Genomic DNA, 19,861 nt, shown 5'->3' with positions numbered 1-19,861 from the left:
TCACTGCCTCTCAGTTTGGTATTTCAAATGCGTATATCCGCTTCCACTCCTTTTCCATATCCACAATCACCCAACCCTTGTTTGTCGCTTCGTCCAAGGCCTTGTCCAGCTTGCCGATCTTGGATTCGCGGTCATAAGCCCATTCGCGCTTGGCATCCGTGTGGTGCACCAGGCCGGCGAAGCGCTTGCCCGAGCCTGCGGCCGTCCACTGCAGCATCTCCAGGTCGCCGTCCGAATTGCCGAAGGCGAAGATCGGCTGACGGCCGATGAATTTGTTGATGGACACCGGCTTGCCCGGGCCGTCGTCGTTGTAGTCAAGCTTGGGCGTGCGCATCAGCACCGGCTTGCCGTCGCGCATCTGGAATTCCGTGACGAAGGTGGTGCCGATCACCTGTTCGGGCGGAATGCCGTAGACGTCTTGCGCCCAGGCGCGCATGAATTCCACTTCGCCGCCCGACACGATGTAGGTCTTGAAGCCGTTGCCGCGCAGATAGTCCAGCAGCTCGCGCATCGGCGCGTAGATCAGGCTGGTATAGGGCTGCTTGAAGCGCGGATGGCGCGCGGTCTTGACCCATTGCTTGACCTCTTCCGAGAATTCCTGAGTCGTCATGTTGGTATGGGTCACGCCCACGATCTTGAGCAGGCCTTCGGTGCCAGCGGCGGCCAGCGCCTGATGGTCGCCTTCGATCGCCGCCTTAAACGGCTGCTCCTGCGCCCATTCCGGGTGTTTGGGCGCCATGACCTTCACCTGGTCCAACGCGAAGATCAATTGGAAGTACAGCGGCTGCTCGCTCCAAAGCGTGCCGTCGTTGTCGAACACCGCGATGCGATCCACGGGCGCCACATAGTCCTGGCCCCCCTCTTTCGTGACCGCCGCCACGAAATCCAGGATGGCCTGCCGCGACGGGCCGTCGTTCCAGGACGGCAAGGGCGTCTGGGCGTAGGCCAGACCGGTCAAGAACCATAGCGCCAGCACGGCCAAGCCGCGTTGCAGGGTGCGGAGGGACAAGGTCATGAAGGGTCTCCCGGGTGGTGATCGGGCATGCGGGGGTTCAGCGGCAGCAGGCGGTAAGGATCGGCGCGCCGTCCCGCCGCACGAAAGCCTCGGCGCCAGCCGGGCAGCGCGCGGCGCAATGTCTGCAGTCCTCGGGCGGCATCCGGCGCGCGGCCATAGCAGTCACGCAACGCGTCGGCGCCCGCCGTGCGCAGCTCGGCCGGCAAGTCCGCCGTTGCGCCGGAAACCGTGGTGCGGTGCCGGCTGACGCGCAACCAGCGATACAGCGCATCCAGCCGTCCTGCGGGACGGGCCAGTTCTCGGCGTGCGGCCACGGCGGCGCAGGCCTCGGAGGCCTGCCAGCGGCGTCGTATCGCCTGAATCGTGGCGCGCAGCCAGCGCCCTGCCCGGCGGCACCATGGCATCCCCAGCCACCAGGCAAGTCCCGCAGCGGCTGCCGCAGCCGCCAGCGCAAGCCAGCCTCCCGGAATCCACACTTGAACCTGCCGGCCAAGGTCACGCAGATCCTGCTGTACCGAGAACGGCGCTTGATAGGCAGCGCCAGCATGGGCGTCAAAAGGCTGCGCCGGCAACACGGCGCGCTCTTCGCGCTTGGTGGTCACGTTCCACCAGTGCACCTCCACCTCGGGCAATGCAAACGCGCCTGCGCGCTCGACCACGTAATCGATCCGGTCCACCCGCTGGCCGCCCAGGAAGCCCCCGCGGCTGTCCGACAATGGGCTCAGCTCGGGCTCGGACGAATAGGCTTTCAGGCCTGGCACCGGCGCGCTGTCGGGCGGGGGAATCAGCATGGCTTGCGCGCCTTGGGCCTGCACGGTGATCGTGCGGCGGATGTGGTCGCCCACGGCCGGGGGCTGCGCCGAAAACTGGACCTGCTGGCTCACCTGTACCGAGGACGCGGCCAGGCCATGGCCCGACGCCTCCATGCCAGGCGGCGTGGCCGCCTGCACGGTCAGTGCCTGCGTGCTGGTGGACAGCGGCGCGCTTGCCTGGCCGACCTGGGCGCGGATCGTCAGCGGCGGCATGCGCAAGGCGCCCGCCGCCGTGGGGCTGACCTGGTACGAGAAACGCAGCCCGCTGTAGGCGACCCCGCCCACGTTGTCGCGGATCAGCGTGGCGTCGCCCGTGGGGCCGGTCACCATCGCGCCCGGTATGTTCAGGGATGACAACTCGGGCGGTTGCGTGAACCAAGTCGACGTCAGCACGTCGACTTGCAGCGTGGCGGTAGCGCCGACCGTCAAGGGTTCCTGGCCCGTGAAGCTGGCGGTGGCCCGCAACTGGGGCGCGGGATCTGCGGATTGCGCGTGCGCAGTGCCCGCCGCCAGCGACAGCAGCACCGACAGCAGCACCGACAGCAGCAACAACGCGCCCCGCAGGAAGGCCCACGCATTCATGGACGCCCTCCCGCTGCCGGTATGCCCGCTGCCGGTACGCCCGTCGCGTTCCGCGCATCCTCGATCGCGAACTTCTGCTTCAGGAAGCCGGCCGGAGACAGGCTCAAGTTGCGCAGCCAGACGTCGTCGGACGATGCCCGGGCCACCTCCACCGACATCATCTTCCCGTCGCCCTTCTTGTTGTCGTAGGCCACGTCGTCGGGCTTGTCGGCGTCGTCGTCCTGCTGCTCGGCCTGAATCGCCGCTTGCAGCCGGGCCACCAATTCCCGGTTCGCGCGGGCCTCCGGGAAGTCTGCCCGCAGACGCAGGGCCTGGTCATACGCGGCCAACGCCGCATCGTAGCTACGCAGGCGGGCCTGCGTATTGCCCAGATAGAAGCTTGCCTCGGGGGTGTTCAACCGGGCGAAGGCCTCGAGCGCCGTCGGGTAGTCGCCCGCGTCATAGGCTGCGCGCCCCTTCCAGTACGGATCCTGGAACTTGGACGCGGCCTTGGCATAGTCATGATGCTCGTACGCCCATCGGCCCTGCTGGTCCGGCGTGAAGAACGCATCGGCCACGGGGCCCGCGCGCGTATCCGGGGTGTAGACGCCCGCGCCGAAGGCCAGCAACAGGCCCGCCATCCAGTTGACGTTCCAACCGCGCCGCAGGCCCAGCAGCGCCAGTACCGCCAGCGGCCAGCACAACCAATAGCCCGCATCCTTCCAATGCACAGGCTGCCCCTGATCCTGCACTTCCTGGAAATGGCGTTGCGCGTGCAGTTCGACCCAGTCCAGATCATCGTCGTTCAACGTCAGGCTGCCCAGCGGCGCACGGGCCGCCTGGGCCAGCTGCTTCAACCCGTCGGCGTCGAAGACGCCCAATAAGGGTCTGCCCTGCGCGTCGACACGGGCTTGGCCCCGGGCGTCTTTCAGCACGCCGCCGTTCGTCGTGCCCGCCGCCCACACCAGCACCTGAAAATCCGCAGCCTTGGCCACTTGCGCCACTTGGGGCAGTTGGCGGGCATCCGCGCCGTCCGTCACCAGCAGCACCGTCCCGCCGGCCTGATCCGCCTTCAGCACCTGCCCCGCAAGCCCCAACGCGCCCGCCGCATCCTTGCCCGGCACGGAGATCAGGGCGGTCGAGAGCGACTGGATGAACAGATCCACCAGCGCCGGATCGTCGGTCGGCGGCAGAACCAGATGCGCTGATCCGGCATAGGCAATCAAGCCGGTCTTGGCGCCCGCGCGCCGCACCAGCAGGTCATGCAATTTGTGCTTGACCGCTTCTAACCGACTGGGTGGCACGTCCGTCGCATCCATCGAGGGCGACAGGTCCACCGCCACGATCAGCGGGGCCTGATTGTCCAGGAACGGCGGGCGATCATGCTGCCAGGTCGGACCGGCGGCGGCGATGCCGGCCAGCATCAACAAGGCCGCCACGGCGTGGATCGGGCGCGGCCCGCGGCTACCCGGCGCGTCCACGATCAAGTGCGGCAACAACGCAGGCGAAATGGTGCTGCGCCAACCCAGCCGGCCGCCCTCTGCGCGCCGCAGCCACAGCAGAAGCATCGCCGCGGGCAGCGCCAACAGCCACCAGGGCCTTAGAAAATGGAAGGCGCTCAGGTCGATCTCCATGCGCCCTCCTTCCGATCGGGTTCGGGGCTGGGGTCCGATTTGCCTGCGTGCGCCGCCCAGCGCCCGCGCAACGCCGCCAGCAGATGCCACGCCGCCAGCGCCAGCACGGCCAGGCCCAGCGGAATCCAGAAGAAGTCCTGCCGGGGCTGATGCCGCAGTTCGCGGACTTCGTGCGGCGTGATCTGGTCCAGCGTGGCGTACACCTGTTGCAACGACGCCTGGTCCTGCGCCTGGAAGAAGCGTCCACCCGTCGCCTGCGCGATGCGGCGCAAGGCATCGAAGTCGACCTTTTCTTCGCCTTCGGCCTTGGGATCGCCGATGCCGATGGTATGGACGACGATATGGCGGCCGGCTGCCATCGCCGCCGCCCGGTCGGGAGGAACGGCGCTGCCGGTGTCGTTGCCGTCAGTCAGCAGGATCAGCACCTTGTCGCGCTCGGCGGCATGTTCCAGCTGCTTGATCGCCACGCCGATGGCATCACCAATGGCCGTGTTCGGCCCCGCCATGCCCGTGGCTATCTGGTCCAGCAGCAGGGTCAAGGTCGCGTGATCCTGCGTCAAGGGCGCCTGCGGATAGGCCGCCGTGCCGAACACGATGAGGCCCAGCCGGTCGTCCTTGCGGCGGGCGATGAAATCCGCCACCACGGCCTTGACCGCCGTCAGCCGATCGACCCGTTTGCCCGACGGGTCCACGAAGTCCTGCGTCTCCATGGACTGCGAAATGTCCAGCGCCAGCATCAGGTCGCGCACGGGCTCGCGGTGCTCCAGCGGCGGCTCAACCCGTTCCGGCCGAGCCAGCGCCACCACGATCAGCGCCCAGACCAATGCGTTCAACGCCAATTGCCAGCGGTCGCGCCGCACGCCGGGCCGTTGCGGCGACTGGCCCACGCTACGCGCCACCGACTCGAAGAACGGGATGCGCAGTGCGCCGCGCCGCTGCACATAGGCCGGCAGATACCGCCATGCCAGCCAGCCCAGCGGCAAGAGCGCCAGCAGCCACGGATATTCAAGCCGCCACATGATGCCGCTCCATCCACTGCCGGCTTGCGGCGAACAGCGCTTGCAACCGCGCCGCGGGAATCGCCCGCACCGTGTCGGGAGGCCCATACGCCAGCGCGCGTAGCAAGGGTTCCGTGTCCGGCGCGAATGCGCCGCCATTGCCTGACATGAAGGCCAGCCAGTCCGGCCCGGCCAGCGCCGCCACCCGCGACTGCTCGGCATCCGGCACGGACGACAATCCGACGCGTTTGAGCAAGACGGGCAATGCGCGCGCCGCCAAGGGATCGGCTTGCGCGGCCTGCCGCAATTGTTCCAGTTGGCGCAGGCCTTCGCGGCGGTACTGGTTGCGCTGATGCTTGCGGATGCCCCACCAAGCCAGCCCCAACACCACCAGCAGCGCCAGGCCGAGTACCGCGAACCACCCCCAGGTCTGGGGCCAGTAGCTCACGGGCGGGGGCAGCGGCAACTGCCGCAACTGGTCGATGGATGGCAAGGCGTCGGCGTTCATGCGCGCCTCCTTGCCGGGCCGCCGGATTCGCGTCCCAGTTCGCGGCGCAGTTGCGTCAAGGTGTCGTTGGCCGTATCGATGGACAGCAGCGGGACATGGCTGCGGCGCAACAGCTCGGCCACGGCGCGCAAGCGCCCCGTAAAAAAGTCGGACAGCGGCTGATGCACCTGCTGGCGGTCCGCCGCCAGTTCCACCTGCAACGCGCCCTGCGTGACCACCAGCCGCCCGCGCAAAGGCATGTCCACGGCCAAGGGGTCATACACCAGCGTGGCGATCACATCATTGTGTGCAGCAAGCGTACGCAGCAGCCGCAGCGTCTTGTCGTCGGCACCCGCAAAGTCGCTGATCAGGCAGATCAGGTTGTCATGCGGCGCCAGCGCCAGTGTGTTTTCCAGGGCCTGGTTCAACCGGCCCGTCGCATCCACGTCGGGCGCATCGGCGCGCAGGGATTCGTTGCGCCGCACGATGGCGGCGAACAAGGCCTGGATGCGTTCGCGGCTGCGCAAGGGGCGCACCGGATCGATGCCATCATCGCTGAACACCAGGCCGCCCACCCGGTCGCCCGCCTGGAATGCCATCCACGCCGACACGGCCGCCAGCCGTGCCGCCACCACCGATTTGAAGCTGCGAACCGAACCGAAGTGCATGCCCATGCGCTGGTCCACCAGCACCATCACCGGCCGGTCACGCTCTTCGCTATAAGTGCGCACATAGGGCTTGCCCAGCCGCTGCGAGGCGCGCCAGTCCAGCTGCCTCAGGTCATCACCCGGCAGATAGCGGCGCAACTCCTCGAAATCCAGGCCGCGTCCACGCAGGCGCGAGCCGTGCTGGCCCGCCAGGATGCTGTTGATCGGTTGCCGGCTGGAAAAACGCAGGCCTCGGGCCGCCGCTTCCAACGCCATCAAGTCCGGAATGCGGACATGGACGTCGGGATTGGGCGCGACGGCTGGCATGGGGGGCTCACACGGGAACCGCAACCACATCAAGCAGTTTGCCGATCACCTGATCGGCGCCGACCCCGTCCGCCACCGCGTCATAGGACAGGTGCAAGCGGTGGCGTAGCACCGGCTTGGCGGCGCTGCGCACATCATCGGGCGAGGCGTAGTCCCGTCCGTCCAGCCAGGCGTGGGCGCGCGCCACCTTGTCCAGCGCTATGGCCCCGCGAGGGCTGGCGCCCACCTGGATCCACCGCGCCAGGTCGGGGTCGTAGCCCGCCGGATGACGGGTCGCGTTGACGAGGTCGACCAGATACTGGTCCAGTGCCTCGGACACGTGCACATGCCTGATCTCGGCGCGGCAGGCGAACAGCGCGTCTTGCGGCAGCCGCAGGGCCGCAGCCGGCGCATCCTGCCGGGACTCGCCGCGCAACAGCGACAGCATGCGGATTTCGCTGGCGGCGTCGGGGTAGTCCAGCACGATCTTCATGATGAAGCGGTCCATCTGCGCCTCAGGCAAGGGATACGTGCCCTCTTGCTCGATGGGGTTCTGGGTCGCCAGCACCATGAACAGCTCTGGCATCCGGTGCGTATTGCCCGCCACGGTGATCTGCCGTTCTTCCATGGCCTCAAGCAACGCGGACTGCACCTTGGCGGGCGCACGGTTGATTTCATCGGCCAGGATCAGGTTGCCGAACAGCGGCCCCTGCTGGAACTGAATCTGGTTGCGGCCCTGCGCGTCCTGCTGCAGCACTTCAGCCCCGGTAATGTCCGAGGGCAGCAGGTCGGGCGTGAACTGGATGCGGCTCATGTCGGCCGCCAGGTGGGCGGCCAGCGCCTTGACCGTACGCGTCTTGGCCAGTCCGGGCAGGCTTTCCAGCAGCACGTGGCCATCGGCCAGCAGCCCCAGCAGCACCTCGCGTATGACGGCGTCCTGCCCCAGGACGGATTGCGCCATGGCGCGTTCCAGATCCAGGATGCTGTCGCGATTGACGGTCGGCATTCAATCTCCCGTTCAGAGGATGGGGGGGGCGTCAGCGGCTGGCGACGCCGTTCTTGCCTGTCTGCGCCAGCTTCCATTGCTGGGTCGTCATCACCGTGCGGAATCCCAGGTGCGACATGCCGTTCATCGGATCCGTGCCGCGGCGCGCGCTGGTGCGGTAGCTGATGCAGTAGGTGTCGCTGCACAGGAACGACCCGCCGCGCGTGACGCGCTTGGGCGCGCCGGCCGGCACGATGCCGTCGTCCGGGTCGAAGCTGTTCGCCGGCCCGGCGGGATCCACCGGAGGCTGGCGGTATTGGGCCTGGATCTTGAACGCGTCGGCGCGGTACCAGTCCGACGTCCATTGCCAGACATTGCCCGCCATGTCGTACAGCCCGTAGCCGTTGGGAGAAAAGCTGCCCACCGGCATCGTGCCCACCTGCACCTTCTCGTCCTTCACGACGGGGAAAGGTTGCTGTTGCTGCGTGTCCCAGATATTGGCCATGGACTTGCCTTGCGGCAGCAGTTCATTGCCCCAGGTATACGTGGCCTGCTCCAGGCCGCCTCGCGCGGCCATTTCCCATTCGGTTTCGGTGGGCAGGCGCTTGCCTGCCCATTTGGCATAGGCCATGGCGTCTTCATACGACACCTGCACCACCGGATGGTCGTCCTTGCCGGCGATCGAGCTGCCCGGGCCTTGCGGATGCCGCCAGTTGGCGCCTGCCACATACCGCCACCAGCGCGAGTAATCGCGCAGCGACACTTCGGCCTCGGTGCCCACGAACACCATCGCGCCGGGCACCAGCAGGCTGTCGTCCGGACGCGGCGTGCCGGGCGGCAACTGCACCTTCAGGTCTTCCCATCTGGGTTTTTGTTCGGCGGTGGTGACATAACCCGTGGCTTCGACGAAGCGGCGAAACTGCGCGTTGGTCACGTCGTTCACGTCCATCCAGAAGCCGCTGACCGACACCTTGTGCGCAGGCATTTCATTGGGCTGCGCCAGCTTGTGGCTGCTGCCCATCAGGAATTCGCGCGCAGGCACCCATGCCATGCCCGGCGGCCCGCTCTTGCCATCGCCCAGCACGACTTTGACGGGTTCAGGCTGGCCGTTGTCGCCCAGCACCAGATAGGTGGTGCTGGCCGCCACGCCAAGCGCCACTCCCCCCAGCAGCAAGGCGCTGACCCAACGGAGTTTCTGCTTCTCTTGCTTGGCCATATCAATCACCCGAAATCAGAAAGACGGAAACCGCTGCCCGCGGCACGGGGCAGCCCTCTTGATCGATGCCAGACTCAGAACACCAGCGTGGCGGTCCCCATGACCGTGCTGGTGCTGTCAAGCCGGTTGGTGCTGCTGATCGTGGGTACCCAGCGCAGGCTCAGCGACAGTGAGCGCTTGTCCGCCAGTTTCGTGTCATAGGTCACGATCGGACCCAGCGCCCAGTCGCGCCCCTTGAAGCCGTTGAGCCGGTCGGCCGTCGGGCCTTTGTCGCTACCCAGTTGCTGCTGGGTGCCCAGGATCAGGCCCGCGCTGACGCCATTGCTGAACGTCTTGCGCCCCATCACGTCCAAACTGAAGACGGGTGCGTTGCGGTAGTCCGTGGCGCTGTTGCGGGTATAGAACTGCACTCCGGCCACCGTATCCAGCTGGAAGCCCGACTCCGGAAAGATCTTGGTGTAGGCCACCTGCGGAATGAAGGTCCAGTTGTTCAGGCTGGGGTTGGCCATGTCACTGGCGTTGTACTTGCCCGTGGGCGCCCAGATGTTCAGGCTGAGCGCCATGTGCGAGGTTTCAGAGAAGTGGTAGCCGGCAATGATGGGCGAGAAATACAGGTCGAACAGGTTCGACGCCGTATCGCTTTGCCCCACCGTCCGGCCGCCCGGCCCCGTCAGCTTCGAATCCACCTTGGTCCAGACATAGGGCAAGGTGAAACTCGACGCAAAATTCCAGCGCCCGGGCCCCGTGTCCCAGGTTTTCAGGACGGTGGCCAGCGTGAACGCCACCTTGCCGTCCAGACCCAGCGAGGTACGCCCCCCTACCGGCACCTCACGGCTTCCACCGATCTTGCCGTCCAGATAGATTTGGGCGAAATTCACTGCCCAGATTGGTTCGGGCGAAACGATACCCGCATTCGGCAGCACGTTGGTGCCCGTGACTTGGCGCCCCAAAGCGCCTTCGGTTGCCATGGACACCGCCGGCGCGGCCAGCGCGGCCAACGTGATCCATGGCGTAATTGCATTGCGCCAGGCAGTCCGGCGCGGGCATTTCGACATCATTGCTTCCCCTTCCCCTTAAGCCTCAAGGCGCCAGCTCGGCCTTGGGCAGCTTCCACGTACCGTCCAGAATGGCGGGTTTCGGGCCATAGAACCGCGCCACGATGTTGAACCGTCCTTCCGGGGCCGGCAGCCAATTCGATTCCTTGTCCTTGCCCGGGTTGGCATGCTGCACGTACAGCGTCAGCGAACCGTCCTGGCCGCGCTTGAGTCCACGGGTGCGGTCGCCGATCGCATAACGCTTGATCGGGTTGTCGACCAGGTGGCGGCCCGGCAGGTCGTACATGGTCATCGACCAGAAAAACTCGACAGGCGGCAATTGCCCCGGCTCGAACCGGATCACATAGGACTTGCTTCCCTCCAAGGGGTGCCCTTGCGCATCTTCCTCGTATCCCAGGTACACGGCCTCTTCGGACGAATTGCCGTAGATGCCCATGGCGGCGGCCACGGCCCGCTTCGTATAGTCGTTGCCCAGCGCTGCCCGTGATCCGAACAAACCGATGGACGAGCGCGTCTGCTTCTCGGCTTGCAGCAGCGCCGCCTTGCCGTCAGCCACGCCCTGCTCGATCGCGGTGCGCGTCGTCGAATCCAGCTTGGCGGCATCGAAGGGCTTGCCCGGCCCGATGCCGATCAGGGCGAAACGCTGCATCATGTCCTGCTCGGCCGCCGGCTGCGGTTGCGTGAACGCCAGCAGCTGGTTCAGATAGGCGATGAATTCCACCGAGGTCGCGCGCTGCTCGTCCCAAGGCAACCAGTCCACATCAGCAGGGGCGGCGGCGGGCGGCGGATGCCGCAGGAATTCACTCAGCGGACGCAATCGGTACCTGGCCTGCAAGGCCTGCACATTCTTCACATCCGACGGGCCGTTCAGGCTGGTGCGGCCCAGGATGCCGATGAAGTCCGTCTCGGACTGCATCACCTTGGTGATGCCCTTGGGTTTGCCCCCGTCCCAGCGCGGCCCGGCGATCAGGTAATTGCCGGAGCCAAACCCGGTGGCGCGTACGCCCGCGTAGGCGAAGTTGTAGGTATACAGGTCCACCATCTGGAAGACGTTGTAGCGATCTTTCGGGGTGGCGGGCAGGCTCAGCACCCACGGTTCCGTGCGCAAGTCCAGCCAGGCCCACGAGTACGGGGTGTCGTTGTTCGGCGTGACGATTTCACGGTTTTCCGGCGTGTACGGTTGCGAGTAGTGGCGGAACTTGCCGAAGCCGCCCACGTACTCTTTGCCGCCGGGGTGGATTGCCTGGCCGTACATCGTCTTGTAGTTGTAGAGCATCGGGTAGGCGTACAGGTACGCCTCTTTGGCCGTGCTGCGCAGCGCCTCGTCCTGGATGGGCGCGCGCTGAGTGGCGCACCCCGCCAAGGCCGCCAGGCCGGCGATCGCCAGCGCGCTACGAATACAGGCCCTCACCTTTTGCATTCCGTGCTCCTGGAATTCAAAGAAACCCGTGCCGCAATCAATGCCCGAACGTAATGTTCACCCCGGCGAATACGGTGAACTGGGGCAGGCCTTCGCCCTTGTGCGCCACCGTCCATTGCGGTTCGGCGAAAACGTTCACGATGTTCTTACCCATGCGCCAGGCCTTGCCGGCGCCCAGTCCGATGGGGATGTAGTAGTTGTTCTTCTGCAAGTCGAACGTCCACGTCGCCGTCGACCGCACATACCAGCCTTGCGGCAAATTGCGGATCAGGAAAGGTTGGAACGTGGCCGAATGCACGGTGTCGCGGTTGTTCTGCCCGGCAAACGAATGTTGCCATTCGACCAGCGCGCCCATCAGGCCTTCCTTGCTGCTGCTGACGACCGTGCCGGCCAGGCCGCCGGACCATTTTCCGGACCCCGTTTCGGTACTGGTCGCGGTAGGCATGGTCAGCATCGGGCCGATGCCGACGTCAAGCGCGCCTTGGCTCAACAGGAAAATGTCGAAAACATTGACGTCGCCCAACCCCGTCTTGTAGCTGCCGTCGGCTTGCGGTCGGGTGCTGATGGGCGCGGTGAAACGAAGTATCTGCGGCACGCCCACCCAGTCGCCCGGTGCGATGGGAATCGTCGGCCGGACCAGAAAGTCATTCGTGTGCGCGTTGGTGCCGAATAATTTTGGCGTGTAGTAATTCTGAAAATTCAAGGACGCCGCGAGGTTCAATGGATTATTGCTTTTATTCGCGTCGTCAGCAGATTGCGCATAAGCGCCGGCGCAAAAACCCAGCGGTGCGCTGATCAGCAATCTTGCTGCGATTCCCCTGCTTACCTTGCCTCGTGCCGTAGACCTCGTACTGCCCATGCTTCGCGCTCCATTAAGAACAACAAAATGCAAAGACACACCGTCGTACCGAGAACCTTCTCTTATTTGTTAATGGAGATAATAAGAAGGGTGAAATCTGCTGCAATATTCTCACAGAGTCTTGCTTTTCCCAAGCGGCCGTCAAGGCGGGATAATCCCGCGCATTTCCCTATGGGGGGACGGTTCACCTTTGCATCTCCTGTTGCAAAAAAACAGCGGATACCCCTTGTCGGAGTATCCGCCGCAATTGACGTGTTGACGACTTTTTAGGAAGCCCTAGTGTCCTCAAACGTCGAAGGCCGTGCGTGCACCTGATCCACGCGCAAGCCGTCCCGGCGCGTCACCTCAAAGCCCCAGTCATGCAGCCGGATGGTATCCCCGGCGTCCGGAATCCGGCCGACCGCCCGCAAGAGGCACCCCGCCAGGGTGGCGTCTGGGTATTCGTCGGCAAGCGCCGGCGCATTCAACAGGCGGGCCGCCTCGCCCACGGACAGGCGCCCTTCCAGCAACCACGTGCCATCAGACAACTGCAAGGCTTCAGGCTGGTCGTCGCTGTGCTCGGGCAATTCGCCGGCCACCGCGGTCAGCACGTCCATCGGCGTAACCAGCCCTTCGCAGACGCCGTGCTCGTCCACCACGATCAGCATGTGGTCGCGCGAGGCGCGCAGTTCCTCCAGCACCTTCAGCACCGGGGTCGTTTCCATGACGTAGCGCGGCTCGCGCGCCAGTTCCACCAGGTCGATCGGACCTGGATTCTGCAGCAGCGGCAGCACGTCCTTGAAATGCAATACGCCCAGCACGTTGGAGGCCTCGCCCGCGCACAGCGGCAGGCGCGAGTGGCCACTCGCGAATTTGCGGACGACGATGTCGGGCGTGTCAGACACATCCAGCCACGTCATGTCGCCGCGCGGCACCATGATGGAACGCACGTCGTGCGCGCCCACCGACAGCACGCGCTCGATCATCGAGCTTTCTTCCGGCGCGAAGGCAGGTTCGTCGCCTGCGCTGTCCACCAGCGCCACGACCTCGTCGGCCTGATGGCCGGGTTGGCCGGCACGGCCCGCGCGCAGCAGCCGCAAGACCGCCTGGGCCGTGCGTTGCCGGCGTCCCAGCGCGTGCGTGCCGCGGGCGCGGTTGCGGCGCGCCAACTGGTTGCACAACTCGATCAGGATCGAGAAACCGATGGCGGCGTACAGGTAGCCCTTGGGCACATGGAAGCCCAGGCCTTCGGCCACCAGGCTGAAACCGATCATCAGCAGCAAGCCCAGGCACAGGATCACCACCGTGGGGTGACGGCCGACGAACGCCATCAGCGGGCGGCTGGCCAGCATCATGACGGCCATCGCCAGGACCACGGCGATCATCATGATGCTCAGGTCCTGCACCATGCCCACCGCGGTAATCACGGAGTCCAGTGAAAACACAGCATCCAGCACCACGATCTGCAGGATCACCTGCCAGAACACGGCGTGTTGCGGCTTCTGCCCGGCGTCATGCGACGCGCTGCCTTCCACGCGCTCATGCAGCTCCATCGTGCCCTTGAACAGCAGGAACAAGCCGCCCAGGATCAGGATCAGGTCGCGGCCGGATATCTCGGCCCCCCAGACGGTGAACAGCGGCGCCGTCAAGGTGACGACCCACGCGATGCTCGCCAACAGGCCCAGGCGCATCACCAGCGCCAGCGTCAGGCCGATCAGGCGTGCGCGGTTGCGCTGCTCGGGCGGCAGCTTGTCGGCAAGAATGGCAATGAACACCAGGTTGTCGATGCCCAGCACAATTTCAAGAATGACCAGCGTCGCCAAGCCAAGCCAGGCGGTGGGGTCGTTCATCCAGTCGAAAATCATCGTTGGTCCACGGAAAACGGGCGAGCGCGCGCGAAGGCGTCGCCTTGCTGAAAAGGAAAAGCGTGATCAAGCGAGGGGATGCGGCCAGGCGTCGGCGGCGCGCGGCCGCCCAATCGAGGCGTCGCGGCGATGGCGCGGACCAGATCGGCGCAGCCGGGCTTGCTGGAGGCCGAGGGACAGGCAGGATGGGATGTCGGGCGCCGCAGCGCCCTGCTAGGAGGGGGGTCTTCGGTCATAGTTGGCGGCATTCGCGCACTGCCTGAGGCAGTGATAGCGCGTGAAAACCGCCGTGCTCTCGTTCTTACAGGAACCTGAATATTACCTGAATCCTGTCAGGATGCGAGCCCCGGCGGCCCCTGACGCTAACGGGGATCCGCGCCACCGCCGGAACCAGAGGACGCGCCCGAGCCCGGCATGCCGGCATTGTCGGGCGCGCCCGTCTTGCCGCCAGGCGTGCCCTGCCCGTTGCGGGTATCCGCCCCGGGATCCTTCTGGCGCGGCGTGGAGCCCGCCTTGGAGCGGGAGTCCGTTTCTTCAGTCGATGGCATTTTCTTCTCATCGGTGGTGCGGGCGCCCGGGACGGGCTTGCCGATGGCGTTCGCGGGCGCCGTCTTCTCGTCGGCGGTCGGCATGGGCTGCTGCGGTGCCGCGGCCTGGGCGACCAGCGTAGTGTGGGCGGATTGCGCCCCGGCTGCGTGCCAGGGAAGCAATGCCAGGGCGGACAGCAGTAGCAGTTTGTGGCTTTTCATGGTTGTCTCCAAATGGAAAACAGTGACAAACTAGGCGCCGACAGATAACGAGCTGGTGCGGGATCTCTTTCACCCGGGGGCAAGTAGCGTGCCTGCCCCCGAAGCTGGAGTGATGCATGGACGATCAACCCTCGGACAATCTTTCCCCTGGTCTTCCACGCCCGGACGATCCGCCTGCCCCCGGACGGCGCGGATTGCTCAAGGCGCTGGCGGTCGGGGTCCCCGGCGCCGCCTGGGCGGTAACCGCCCGCAGCGCGCCCGCCGACGCCGCGCCCGCCGCGGCCCCAGGGCAGACGCCCCACGCTCCCGCCCCATCCCCCAATCGCACCCTCACCTTTTTCAATGCGCAGGAAGCGGCAGCGATGGACGCCATCGCCGCGCGCCTGATTCCGGCCGACGACCTTGGGCCCGGCGCCAAGGAAGCGGGCGTCACGCGCTTCCTGGATGGCCAATTGGCCGGCGCTTGGGGCGCGGGCAGCCAGTTCTACCGCCAAGGCCCGTTCGAAAAAGGCACGCCCGAACAGGGCTACCAGCTGTCATTCACGCCTGCCGAGATGATCCGGCGCGGCCTGGCTGCGCTGGATGCCGCAACTCGCAAGCAGGACGGCAAACCGTTCGCCGAATTGGACGAAGCCAGGCAGGACGCCTGGCTTCATGACTTGCAAGCCGGCAAACCGGATTTTTCGCCCTTGCCATCCGACGTGTTCTTCCAGACCCTGCTGGACGCCACCATCGAAGGCTTCTTCTCCGATCCGCTGTACGGCGGCAACGCCGACATGGTGGGCTGGAAGCTGGTGGGGTTCCCGGGCGCGTTCGCGTCGTTCTCCAACGATATCGAACGGCACGGCGTCATCTGGGCCGGCAAGCCCGTATCCATCGCCAATGCCACGGGACATGCGATGAAACCGGGAGACAAGCATGGCTAAGACCTTACCCGCGGTAGACGTGGCGATCATCGGCGGCGGGTGGACAGGGTCCATCATCGGCAAGGAACTGGCGGCCGCCAAGCAGCGCGTAGTGGTGCTGGAACGGGGCCAGGCGCGCTGGCCCTCTCCCGACTTCCAAGGGCCGAACGTCCACGACGAATTGAAATACACCCGCCGGCACGAACTGCACCAGGACGCCGCGACCGAAACCTACACGTTTCGCAACAACACCGACCAGAAGGCGCTGCCCATGCGCCGCTGGCAATTCGCTTATCCCGGCACGCATCTGGGCGGCGCGGGCAACCACTGGTCGGGCGCGTACTACCGCTTCGACCCCACGGATTTCCGCATCCGCAGCCACTACACCGAACGCTACGGCGCGGGCATTTTTGACAAGGAGTTGACCTGTCAGGACTGGCCCCTGACATACGACGAACTCGAGCCTTACTTCGACCGCTACGACTACCTGATCGGTGCGTCCGGGCAAGCGGGCAACATCAAGGGGCAAAAGCAGGAAGGCGGCAACCCGTTCGAACCCTGGCGGTCGCGGCCGTATCCGAATCCGCCCATGAAGGTGCCCTATGCGCCGGCCTTGTTTGGCGAGGCCGCCAAGAAGCTGGGCTACCACCCCTATGTGCAGCCGTCGGCGCTCTGTACGCGGCCCTACGTGAATTCCGAAGGCCTGCACATGAGCGCGTGCGTGTACTGCGGATTCTGTTCCAACTTCGGCTGCGAGCACTTCGCCAAGGCCTCGCCGCAGGTCTGTATCCTGCCGGTGGCGATGAAGATGGAGAACTTCGAAATCCGCACCGGCGCCCACGTGCTGCGCGTGGAGCTGACGCCCGACAAAAAGCGGGCACGCGGCGTGACCTACGTGGACGCCGCCGGCGAAGAGGTCTTCCAGCCCGCCGAGATCGTGGTGCTGTGCGCCTTCAGCATCAACAACGTGCGGCTGCTGCTGCTCTCAGGCATCGGCAAGCCCTACGACCCGGTCACCGACACCGGCGTCGTGGGGCGCAACTATACGCACCAGACGACGTCGGGCGTGAACCTGTTCTTCGACGAATCCGTCAACATCAACCCCTTCATGGGCGCGGGCGCCGTCGCAGTGACGATGGACGATTTCAGCGCCGACAACTTCGACCACGGGCCGCTCGGGTTCGTGGGCGGCGGCTACCTGCAGATCCAGGTCGTCAGCGGCGCGCCGATCGGGTACCACCCCACGCCCAAGGGCACGCCGACCTGGGGCGCTGAATGGAAAAAGGCGGTCAAGCGCTACTACAACCATTCCGCGTCGATCACCATCACGGGGTCCGCCCAGCCCTGGCGCGGCGGATATCTGAGCCTGGACCCCACCTACAAGGACGCCTGGGGCCTCCCGCTGCTGCGCGTGACCTACGATTTTCCTGACAACGACATCCGCATGTCGGCCTTCCTGACCGACAAAGGCGACGAGATCGCACGCGCGATGAAAGGCATTGCGCGTACCGAACCCGGGCCCCGCAAGCGGCCGTTTTCGTCCACCGCCTACCAGTCCACCCATTTGACGGGCGGCGCGGCCATGGGCGACAACCCGGAAACCAGTGTCGTCAACCGCTATGGGCAAAGCTGGGACGTGCCCAACGTATTCGTGACGGGCGCATCGCTGTTTCCGCAGAACTCGGGCTACAACCCGACAGGCACCGTAGGCGCCACCGCCTATTGGATCGTCGAGAAAATCAAGGCGGACTATCTGCGTTCGCCAGGGCGGCTGGTGTGATCATGATCGAACATCGCAAAGGCATCACCATCGCGGTCCTGCTGATCATGGCGCCGCCACTCGTTACGCTGATCGCCACCGCGCACCAGATGATCGGCACGGGCGGTGACGGCCTGATCCGTGCAAGCGCCGTCACCGCACCGCCCGCCCCGCCGCCGGCCGCCAAACCGGCGGCACCGGCGCCGGCACCCGCTGCGTCCGCCACCCCTGCGGCGCCTGCCGCTCCTTCTGCGGCCGCTCCAGCGCCATCGCCAGCCCCGGCCGCAGCCACTCCGGTGCCAGGCCGAAGCGCATTGGACTTCAGCGCCTCGCGTCCTGACTGGGAGGGATTCCTGCGTGGGGCCGATCCCGAGGCCGGCAAGCAATTGGCGGCAAACGGCAAGCCCGGAGCCGGCGTCCAGGCCTGTATCGCCTGCCACGGGCCCGCCGGCATCACGCCCACCGGCGGCATCTTTCCCAACCTGGCCGGGCTGAGCCAGGAGTATCTGGCCAAGCAACTGGCTGACTTCCGCAGCGGGACACGGGTGCAGCCGCTGATGAACACGGTCGCGCGCGCACTGACCGAGCAGGAAATCGGCCAGGTGGCGGCCTATTACGGCACCTTGGCCGGCCCGCCGCTGCATGTGGGCGAATTCGGCGGCGAAGCGGCGCGCAAGCTGGACCTGCAAGGCGACGGCGCGCGTGCATTGCCCGCCTGCGCGAACTGCCACGGGCTGCGCGGCATGGGCGAAGGCCCCTTGCTGCCCAGGCTGGCCGGGCAATCCAAGGAGTACTTCACCGACCAGATGACCGCCTTTCGCAATGGCTCGCGCCAGAACGACGACGTGGGCGTCATGCGCGCCTTCTCGCAACGTCTGACAGACAGCGAGATCGAGGCGCTGGCCTTGTATTACGCAGGTCCCCCGCCCAAACCGAAGTGAAACCCCACCCGCCTTGCGCAATCCGCAGGGCGGGCAATTTTTACTGGTGTTTACCCTAGCCCGGCGCTATACTCGCGGCACTTTCAACCACCTAGAGATCACTGTGGACAACGACGGATGTAGTCGAAAACCGACTGCTCGCGCCGCTTGACGCAGGATCCGCGGAATCTCCCTTCCGCGTGAGTCCTGCGATCAGCCAGGACTTGGGCTTTCAGCCCCTCTCCCCCTAAAGCTTACCGACGCGATACGCGGGCCTAGTTGCGCGCGTGCCTTGCCGGTCAGGCGGCGCATGCCTGTGGACCTTCCACCGTACTCCCCTGTCAAGGAGACGACCATGCGCATCAAGAAATTCTTCCCCTTCCTGGATCGGGCCCATGACGCCCGCGCCGAAGGCCCGGTGTCGTTCGGCGCCCTGCCGTCGCACGCGCCCGTCACGCCGGTCTATCAATTCACCATCGTCAGCCTGAGCGCCACCCTCAACACGCTGAGAAAGCAGCTGTACTACGAGCTGCAAGCCCTGGACCTGCGGGTGATCGCCGTGCGCATTTCGCGCGGCGAATCCGACCAGTTGGCGTCCACGGTCGTCACGCTGCATTGCCCGCCGCACCTGCGCAGCCTGCTCAGCGCCGTGGCGCTGCGGCTGGGACAAAGCCCGGATGTGCGCCGCGTGCACTGGGAAAACGAAACCGGCGCGTCCATCGCCGTGCTGCCGGCCTGAAACCCGGCTTTCCTGGCAAGGAGATTGTCATGAAAGACCCGTACAAAGTCCTGTTGCTGGCCCGCGTGCTGGCCCTGGTGCTGATCTGGCTGGTCGGCGCAGGCCTCGTGCTGGCCTCAGTCTGGCGCCTGCCCTGAGCCCGCCAGGGGGCCCGCCCGGCCCCGTCGAACACCCATAAGCTGAAAAAGGGGCAAGACTATGAAGAACTTCGAAAACATCCAATTCCTGACCCTGGCCAACACGCTGGTCAGCCTGCTGACTGCCTTCGTGCTGGGCTCGATCGTCGGGTTCGAGCGCCAGTTCCGGCAACGCACGGCCGGCCTGCGCACGAACGTGCTCGTGGCGGTGGGGGCCGCCATCTTCGTCGACATGGCGTTCCGCGTGGGCGGCGCGGACGGCGGTGCGCGCGTGATCTCCTACGTGGTGTCGGGCGTGGGATTCCTGGGCGCCGGCGCGATCATGCGCGAAGGCGGCAGCATCCGCGGCCTGAACACCGCAGCCACCTTGTGGGGCTCGGCCGCCATCGGCGCCTGCGCGGGCGCGTCGCTGATGCTGGAGGCGGTGGCGGCCACGGCCTTCGTGCTGGCGGCCAACACCTTGCTGCGCCCCGTCGTCAGCTACGTGAACCGCCAACCGCTCGACTCGCAGACTTCCGAAGTCACGAACGTGATCCACGTCATCGCGAACGTGGAACATCGCCAGGCCGCGATGACCGTGCTGGAGGAGGTGCTGGAGGCCGAACAGCTGCCGCTGTCGGAACTGAAGATCGACCAGTTCGGCGAGAACGAGGTCGAGATCGAAGCCGCGCTCAGCGAGGCGTCGGTCGACGAGCTGGATCTGGACCGGGTGACCGCGAGCATCGCCGCATCGCCCGCCGTGCGCACGGCGTTCTGGGCTGCACGCACAGTGTGAACCTGGGGACGGCTGCGGCGAAACGCTCTAGAATGGGC

At 65.9% G+C, this 19,861-nt stretch carries 18 protein-coding genes; 5 read left to right on the top strand and 13 right to left on the bottom strand.

Annotated elements, in window-relative coordinates:
* Nucleotides 1–10: 10 nt before the first annotated feature.
* The 13 genes from CEY09_RS02515 to CEY09_RS02455 form a co-directional block, all read right to left on the bottom strand.
* Nucleotides 11–1,015 carry an HAD family hydrolase gene (locus CEY09_RS02515; protein ID WP_088587402.1) on the bottom strand — a complete coding sequence of 335 codons (1,005 nt, stop codon included), beginning with the start codon at nt 1,013–1,015 and terminating at the stop codon, nt 11–13.
* Nucleotides 1,012–2,409, bottom strand: a complete 1,398-nt coding sequence (locus CEY09_RS02510; RefSeq protein ID WP_088587401.1) for a BatD family protein — start codon at nt 2,407–2,409, stop codon at nt 1,012–1,014. The genes CEY09_RS02515 and CEY09_RS02510 overlap by 4 nt, the downstream gene beginning before the upstream one ends.
* Nucleotides 2,406–4,022 (bottom strand): VWA domain-containing protein, encoded by a 1,617-nt coding sequence (locus CEY09_RS02505; RefSeq protein ID WP_088587400.1) that lies wholly within the window; start codon nt 4,020–4,022, stop codon nt 2,406–2,408. Before CEY09_RS02505 ends, CEY09_RS02510 begins: the two co-directional genes overlap by 4 nt.
* Nucleotides 4,007–5,041 (bottom strand): vWA domain-containing protein, encoded by a 1,035-nt coding sequence (locus CEY09_RS02500; RefSeq protein WP_088587399.1) that lies wholly within the window; start codon nt 5,039–5,041, stop codon nt 4,007–4,009. Before CEY09_RS02500 ends, CEY09_RS02505 begins: the two co-directional genes overlap by 16 nt.
* Complete coding sequence (locus CEY09_RS02495) at nt 5,028–5,528, bottom strand: DUF4381 domain-containing protein (RefSeq protein ID WP_088587398.1); 501 nt, start codon at nt 5,526–5,528, stop codon at nt 5,028–5,030. The genes CEY09_RS02500 and CEY09_RS02495 overlap by 14 nt, the downstream gene beginning before the upstream one ends.
* Nucleotides 5,525–6,481 carry a DUF58 domain-containing protein gene (locus tag CEY09_RS02490; protein WP_088587397.1) on the bottom strand — a complete coding sequence of 319 codons (957 nt, stop codon included), beginning with the start codon at nt 6,479–6,481 and terminating at the stop codon, nt 5,525–5,527. Before CEY09_RS02490 ends, CEY09_RS02495 begins: the two co-directional genes overlap by 4 nt.
* 7 nt (nt 6,482–6,488) lie before the next feature.
* Nucleotides 6,489–7,466, bottom strand: a complete 978-nt coding sequence (locus CEY09_RS02485; protein ID WP_088587396.1) for an AAA family ATPase — start codon at nt 7,464–7,466, stop codon at nt 6,489–6,491.
* 31 nt (nt 7,467–7,497) lie between these two features.
* Nucleotides 7,498–8,661 carry a formylglycine-generating enzyme family protein gene (locus tag CEY09_RS02480; RefSeq protein WP_088587395.1) on the bottom strand — a complete coding sequence of 388 codons (1,164 nt, stop codon included), beginning with the start codon at nt 8,659–8,661 and terminating at the stop codon, nt 7,498–7,500.
* 74 nt (nt 8,662–8,735) lie between these two features.
* A complete protein-coding gene (locus CEY09_RS02475; protein WP_052017795.1) occupies nt 8,736–9,716 on the bottom strand; it encodes a SphA family protein in 981 nt (326 codons plus the stop codon).
* A gap of 25 nt (nt 9,717–9,741) precedes the next feature.
* Nucleotides 9,742–11,136 carry a DUF1254 domain-containing protein gene (locus CEY09_RS02470; RefSeq protein ID WP_088587394.1) on the bottom strand — a complete coding sequence of 465 codons (1,395 nt, stop codon included), beginning with the start codon at nt 11,134–11,136 and terminating at the stop codon, nt 9,742–9,744.
* A gap of 37 nt (nt 11,137–11,173) precedes the next feature.
* Entirely contained in the window at nt 11,174–11,839 is a 666-nt protein-coding gene (locus CEY09_RS02465) for a hypothetical protein (RefSeq protein ID WP_234818206.1), read from the bottom strand.
* Nucleotides 11,840–12,261: 422 nt separating this feature from the next.
* Nucleotides 12,262–13,839: a TerC family protein gene (locus tag CEY09_RS02460; protein ID WP_088587392.1), complete on the bottom strand. Its 1,578-nt coding sequence runs from the start codon at nt 13,837–13,839 to the stop codon at nt 12,262–12,264.
* A 362-nt stretch (nt 13,840–14,201) separates the two neighbouring features.
* Nucleotides 14,202–14,588: a hypothetical protein gene (locus CEY09_RS02455; protein ID WP_088587391.1), complete on the bottom strand. Its 387-nt coding sequence runs from the start codon at nt 14,586–14,588 to the stop codon at nt 14,202–14,204.
* 116 nt (nt 14,589–14,704) lie between these two features.
* Between CEY09_RS02455 and CEY09_RS02450 the strand changes: the two genes are divergently transcribed.
* From CEY09_RS02450 to CEY09_RS02430, 5 genes are all read left to right on the top strand, one after another.
* Nucleotides 14,705–15,514 carry a gluconate 2-dehydrogenase subunit 3 family protein gene (locus CEY09_RS02450; protein ID WP_052017786.1) on the top strand — a complete coding sequence of 270 codons (810 nt, stop codon included), beginning with the start codon at nt 14,705–14,707 and terminating at the stop codon, nt 15,512–15,514.
* Entirely contained in the window at nt 15,507–17,273 is a 1,767-nt protein-coding gene (locus CEY09_RS02445; RefSeq protein ID WP_088587390.1) for a GMC family oxidoreductase, read from the top strand. The genes CEY09_RS02450 and CEY09_RS02445 overlap by 8 nt, the downstream gene beginning before the upstream one ends.
* A gap of 2 nt (nt 17,274–17,275) precedes the next feature.
* A complete protein-coding gene (locus tag CEY09_RS02440) occupies nt 17,276–18,193 on the top strand; it encodes a c-type cytochrome (RefSeq protein WP_088587389.1) in 918 nt (305 codons plus the stop codon).
* Nucleotides 18,194–18,527: 334 nt separating this feature from the next.
* Nucleotides 18,528–18,911, top strand: coding sequence for a hypothetical protein (locus CEY09_RS02435; protein WP_088587388.1), 384 nt, complete (start codon nt 18,528–18,530; stop codon nt 18,909–18,911).
* 198 nt (nt 18,912–19,109) lie between these two features.
* Complete coding sequence (locus CEY09_RS02430; RefSeq protein ID WP_006222104.1) at nt 19,110–19,823, top strand: MgtC/SapB family protein; 714 nt, start codon at nt 19,110–19,112, stop codon at nt 19,821–19,823.
* Nucleotides 19,824–19,861 lie beyond the last annotated feature (38 nt).

It is taken from the genome of Achromobacter marplatensis (assembly GCF_002209535.1).
In the GTDB taxonomy this organism is placed as follows: domain Bacteria; phylum Pseudomonadota; class Gammaproteobacteria; order Burkholderiales; family Burkholderiaceae_B; genus Achromobacter; species Achromobacter marplatensis.
This window is presented reverse-complemented; position numbering and strand designations above follow the sequence as displayed.

Coding starts and splice junctions, on each gene's coding strand:
- CEY09_RS02450 (WP_052017786.1), top strand. CDS start 14,705: ATGGACGATCAACCCTCGGACAATCTTTCCCCTGGTCTTCCACGCCCG.
- CEY09_RS02460 (WP_088587392.1), bottom strand. CDS start 13,839: ATGATTTTCGACTGGATGAACGACCCCACCGCCTGGCTTGGCTTGGCG.
- CEY09_RS02470 (WP_088587394.1), bottom strand. CDS start 11,136: ATGCAAAAGGTGAGGGCCTGTATTCGTAGCGCGCTGGCGATCGCCGGC.
- CEY09_RS02440 (WP_088587389.1), top strand. CDS start 17,276: ATGATCGAACATCGCAAAGGCATCACCATCGCGGTCCTGCTGATCATG.
- CEY09_RS02480 (WP_088587395.1), bottom strand. CDS start 8,661: ATGGCCAAGCAAGAGAAGCAGAAACTCCGTTGGGTCAGCGCCTTGCTG.
- CEY09_RS02510 (WP_088587401.1), bottom strand. CDS start 2,409: ATGAATGCGTGGGCCTTCCTGCGGGGCGCGTTGTTGCTGCTGTCGGTG.
- CEY09_RS02505 (WP_088587400.1), bottom strand. CDS start 4,022: ATGGAGATCGACCTGAGCGCCTTCCATTTTCTAAGGCCCTGGTGGCTG.
- CEY09_RS02475 (WP_052017795.1), bottom strand. CDS start 9,716: ATGTCGAAATGCCCGCGCCGGACTGCCTGGCGCAATGCAATTACGCCA.
- CEY09_RS02435 (WP_088587388.1), top strand. CDS start 18,528: ATGCGCATCAAGAAATTCTTCCCCTTCCTGGATCGGGCCCATGACGCC.
- CEY09_RS02515 (WP_088587402.1), bottom strand. CDS start 1,015: ATGACCTTGTCCCTCCGCACCCTGCAACGCGGCTTGGCCGTGCTGGCG.
- CEY09_RS02430 (WP_006222104.1), top strand. CDS start 19,110: ATGAAGAACTTCGAAAACATCCAATTCCTGACCCTGGCCAACACGCTG.
- CEY09_RS02500 (WP_088587399.1), bottom strand. CDS start 5,041: ATGTGGCGGCTTGAATATCCGTGGCTGCTGGCGCTCTTGCCGCTGGGC.
- CEY09_RS02490 (WP_088587397.1), bottom strand. CDS start 6,481: ATGCCAGCCGTCGCGCCCAATCCCGACGTCCATGTCCGCATTCCGGAC.
- CEY09_RS02495 (WP_088587398.1), bottom strand. CDS start 5,528: ATGAACGCCGACGCCTTGCCATCCATCGACCAGTTGCGGCAGTTGCCG.
- CEY09_RS02455 (WP_088587391.1), bottom strand. CDS start 14,588: ATGAAAAGCCACAAACTGCTACTGCTGTCCGCCCTGGCATTGCTTCCC.
- CEY09_RS02445 (WP_088587390.1), top strand. CDS start 15,507: ATGGCTAAGACCTTACCCGCGGTAGACGTGGCGATCATCGGCGGCGGG.
- CEY09_RS02485 (WP_088587396.1), bottom strand. CDS start 7,466: ATGCCGACCGTCAATCGCGACAGCATCCTGGATCTGGAACGCGCCATG.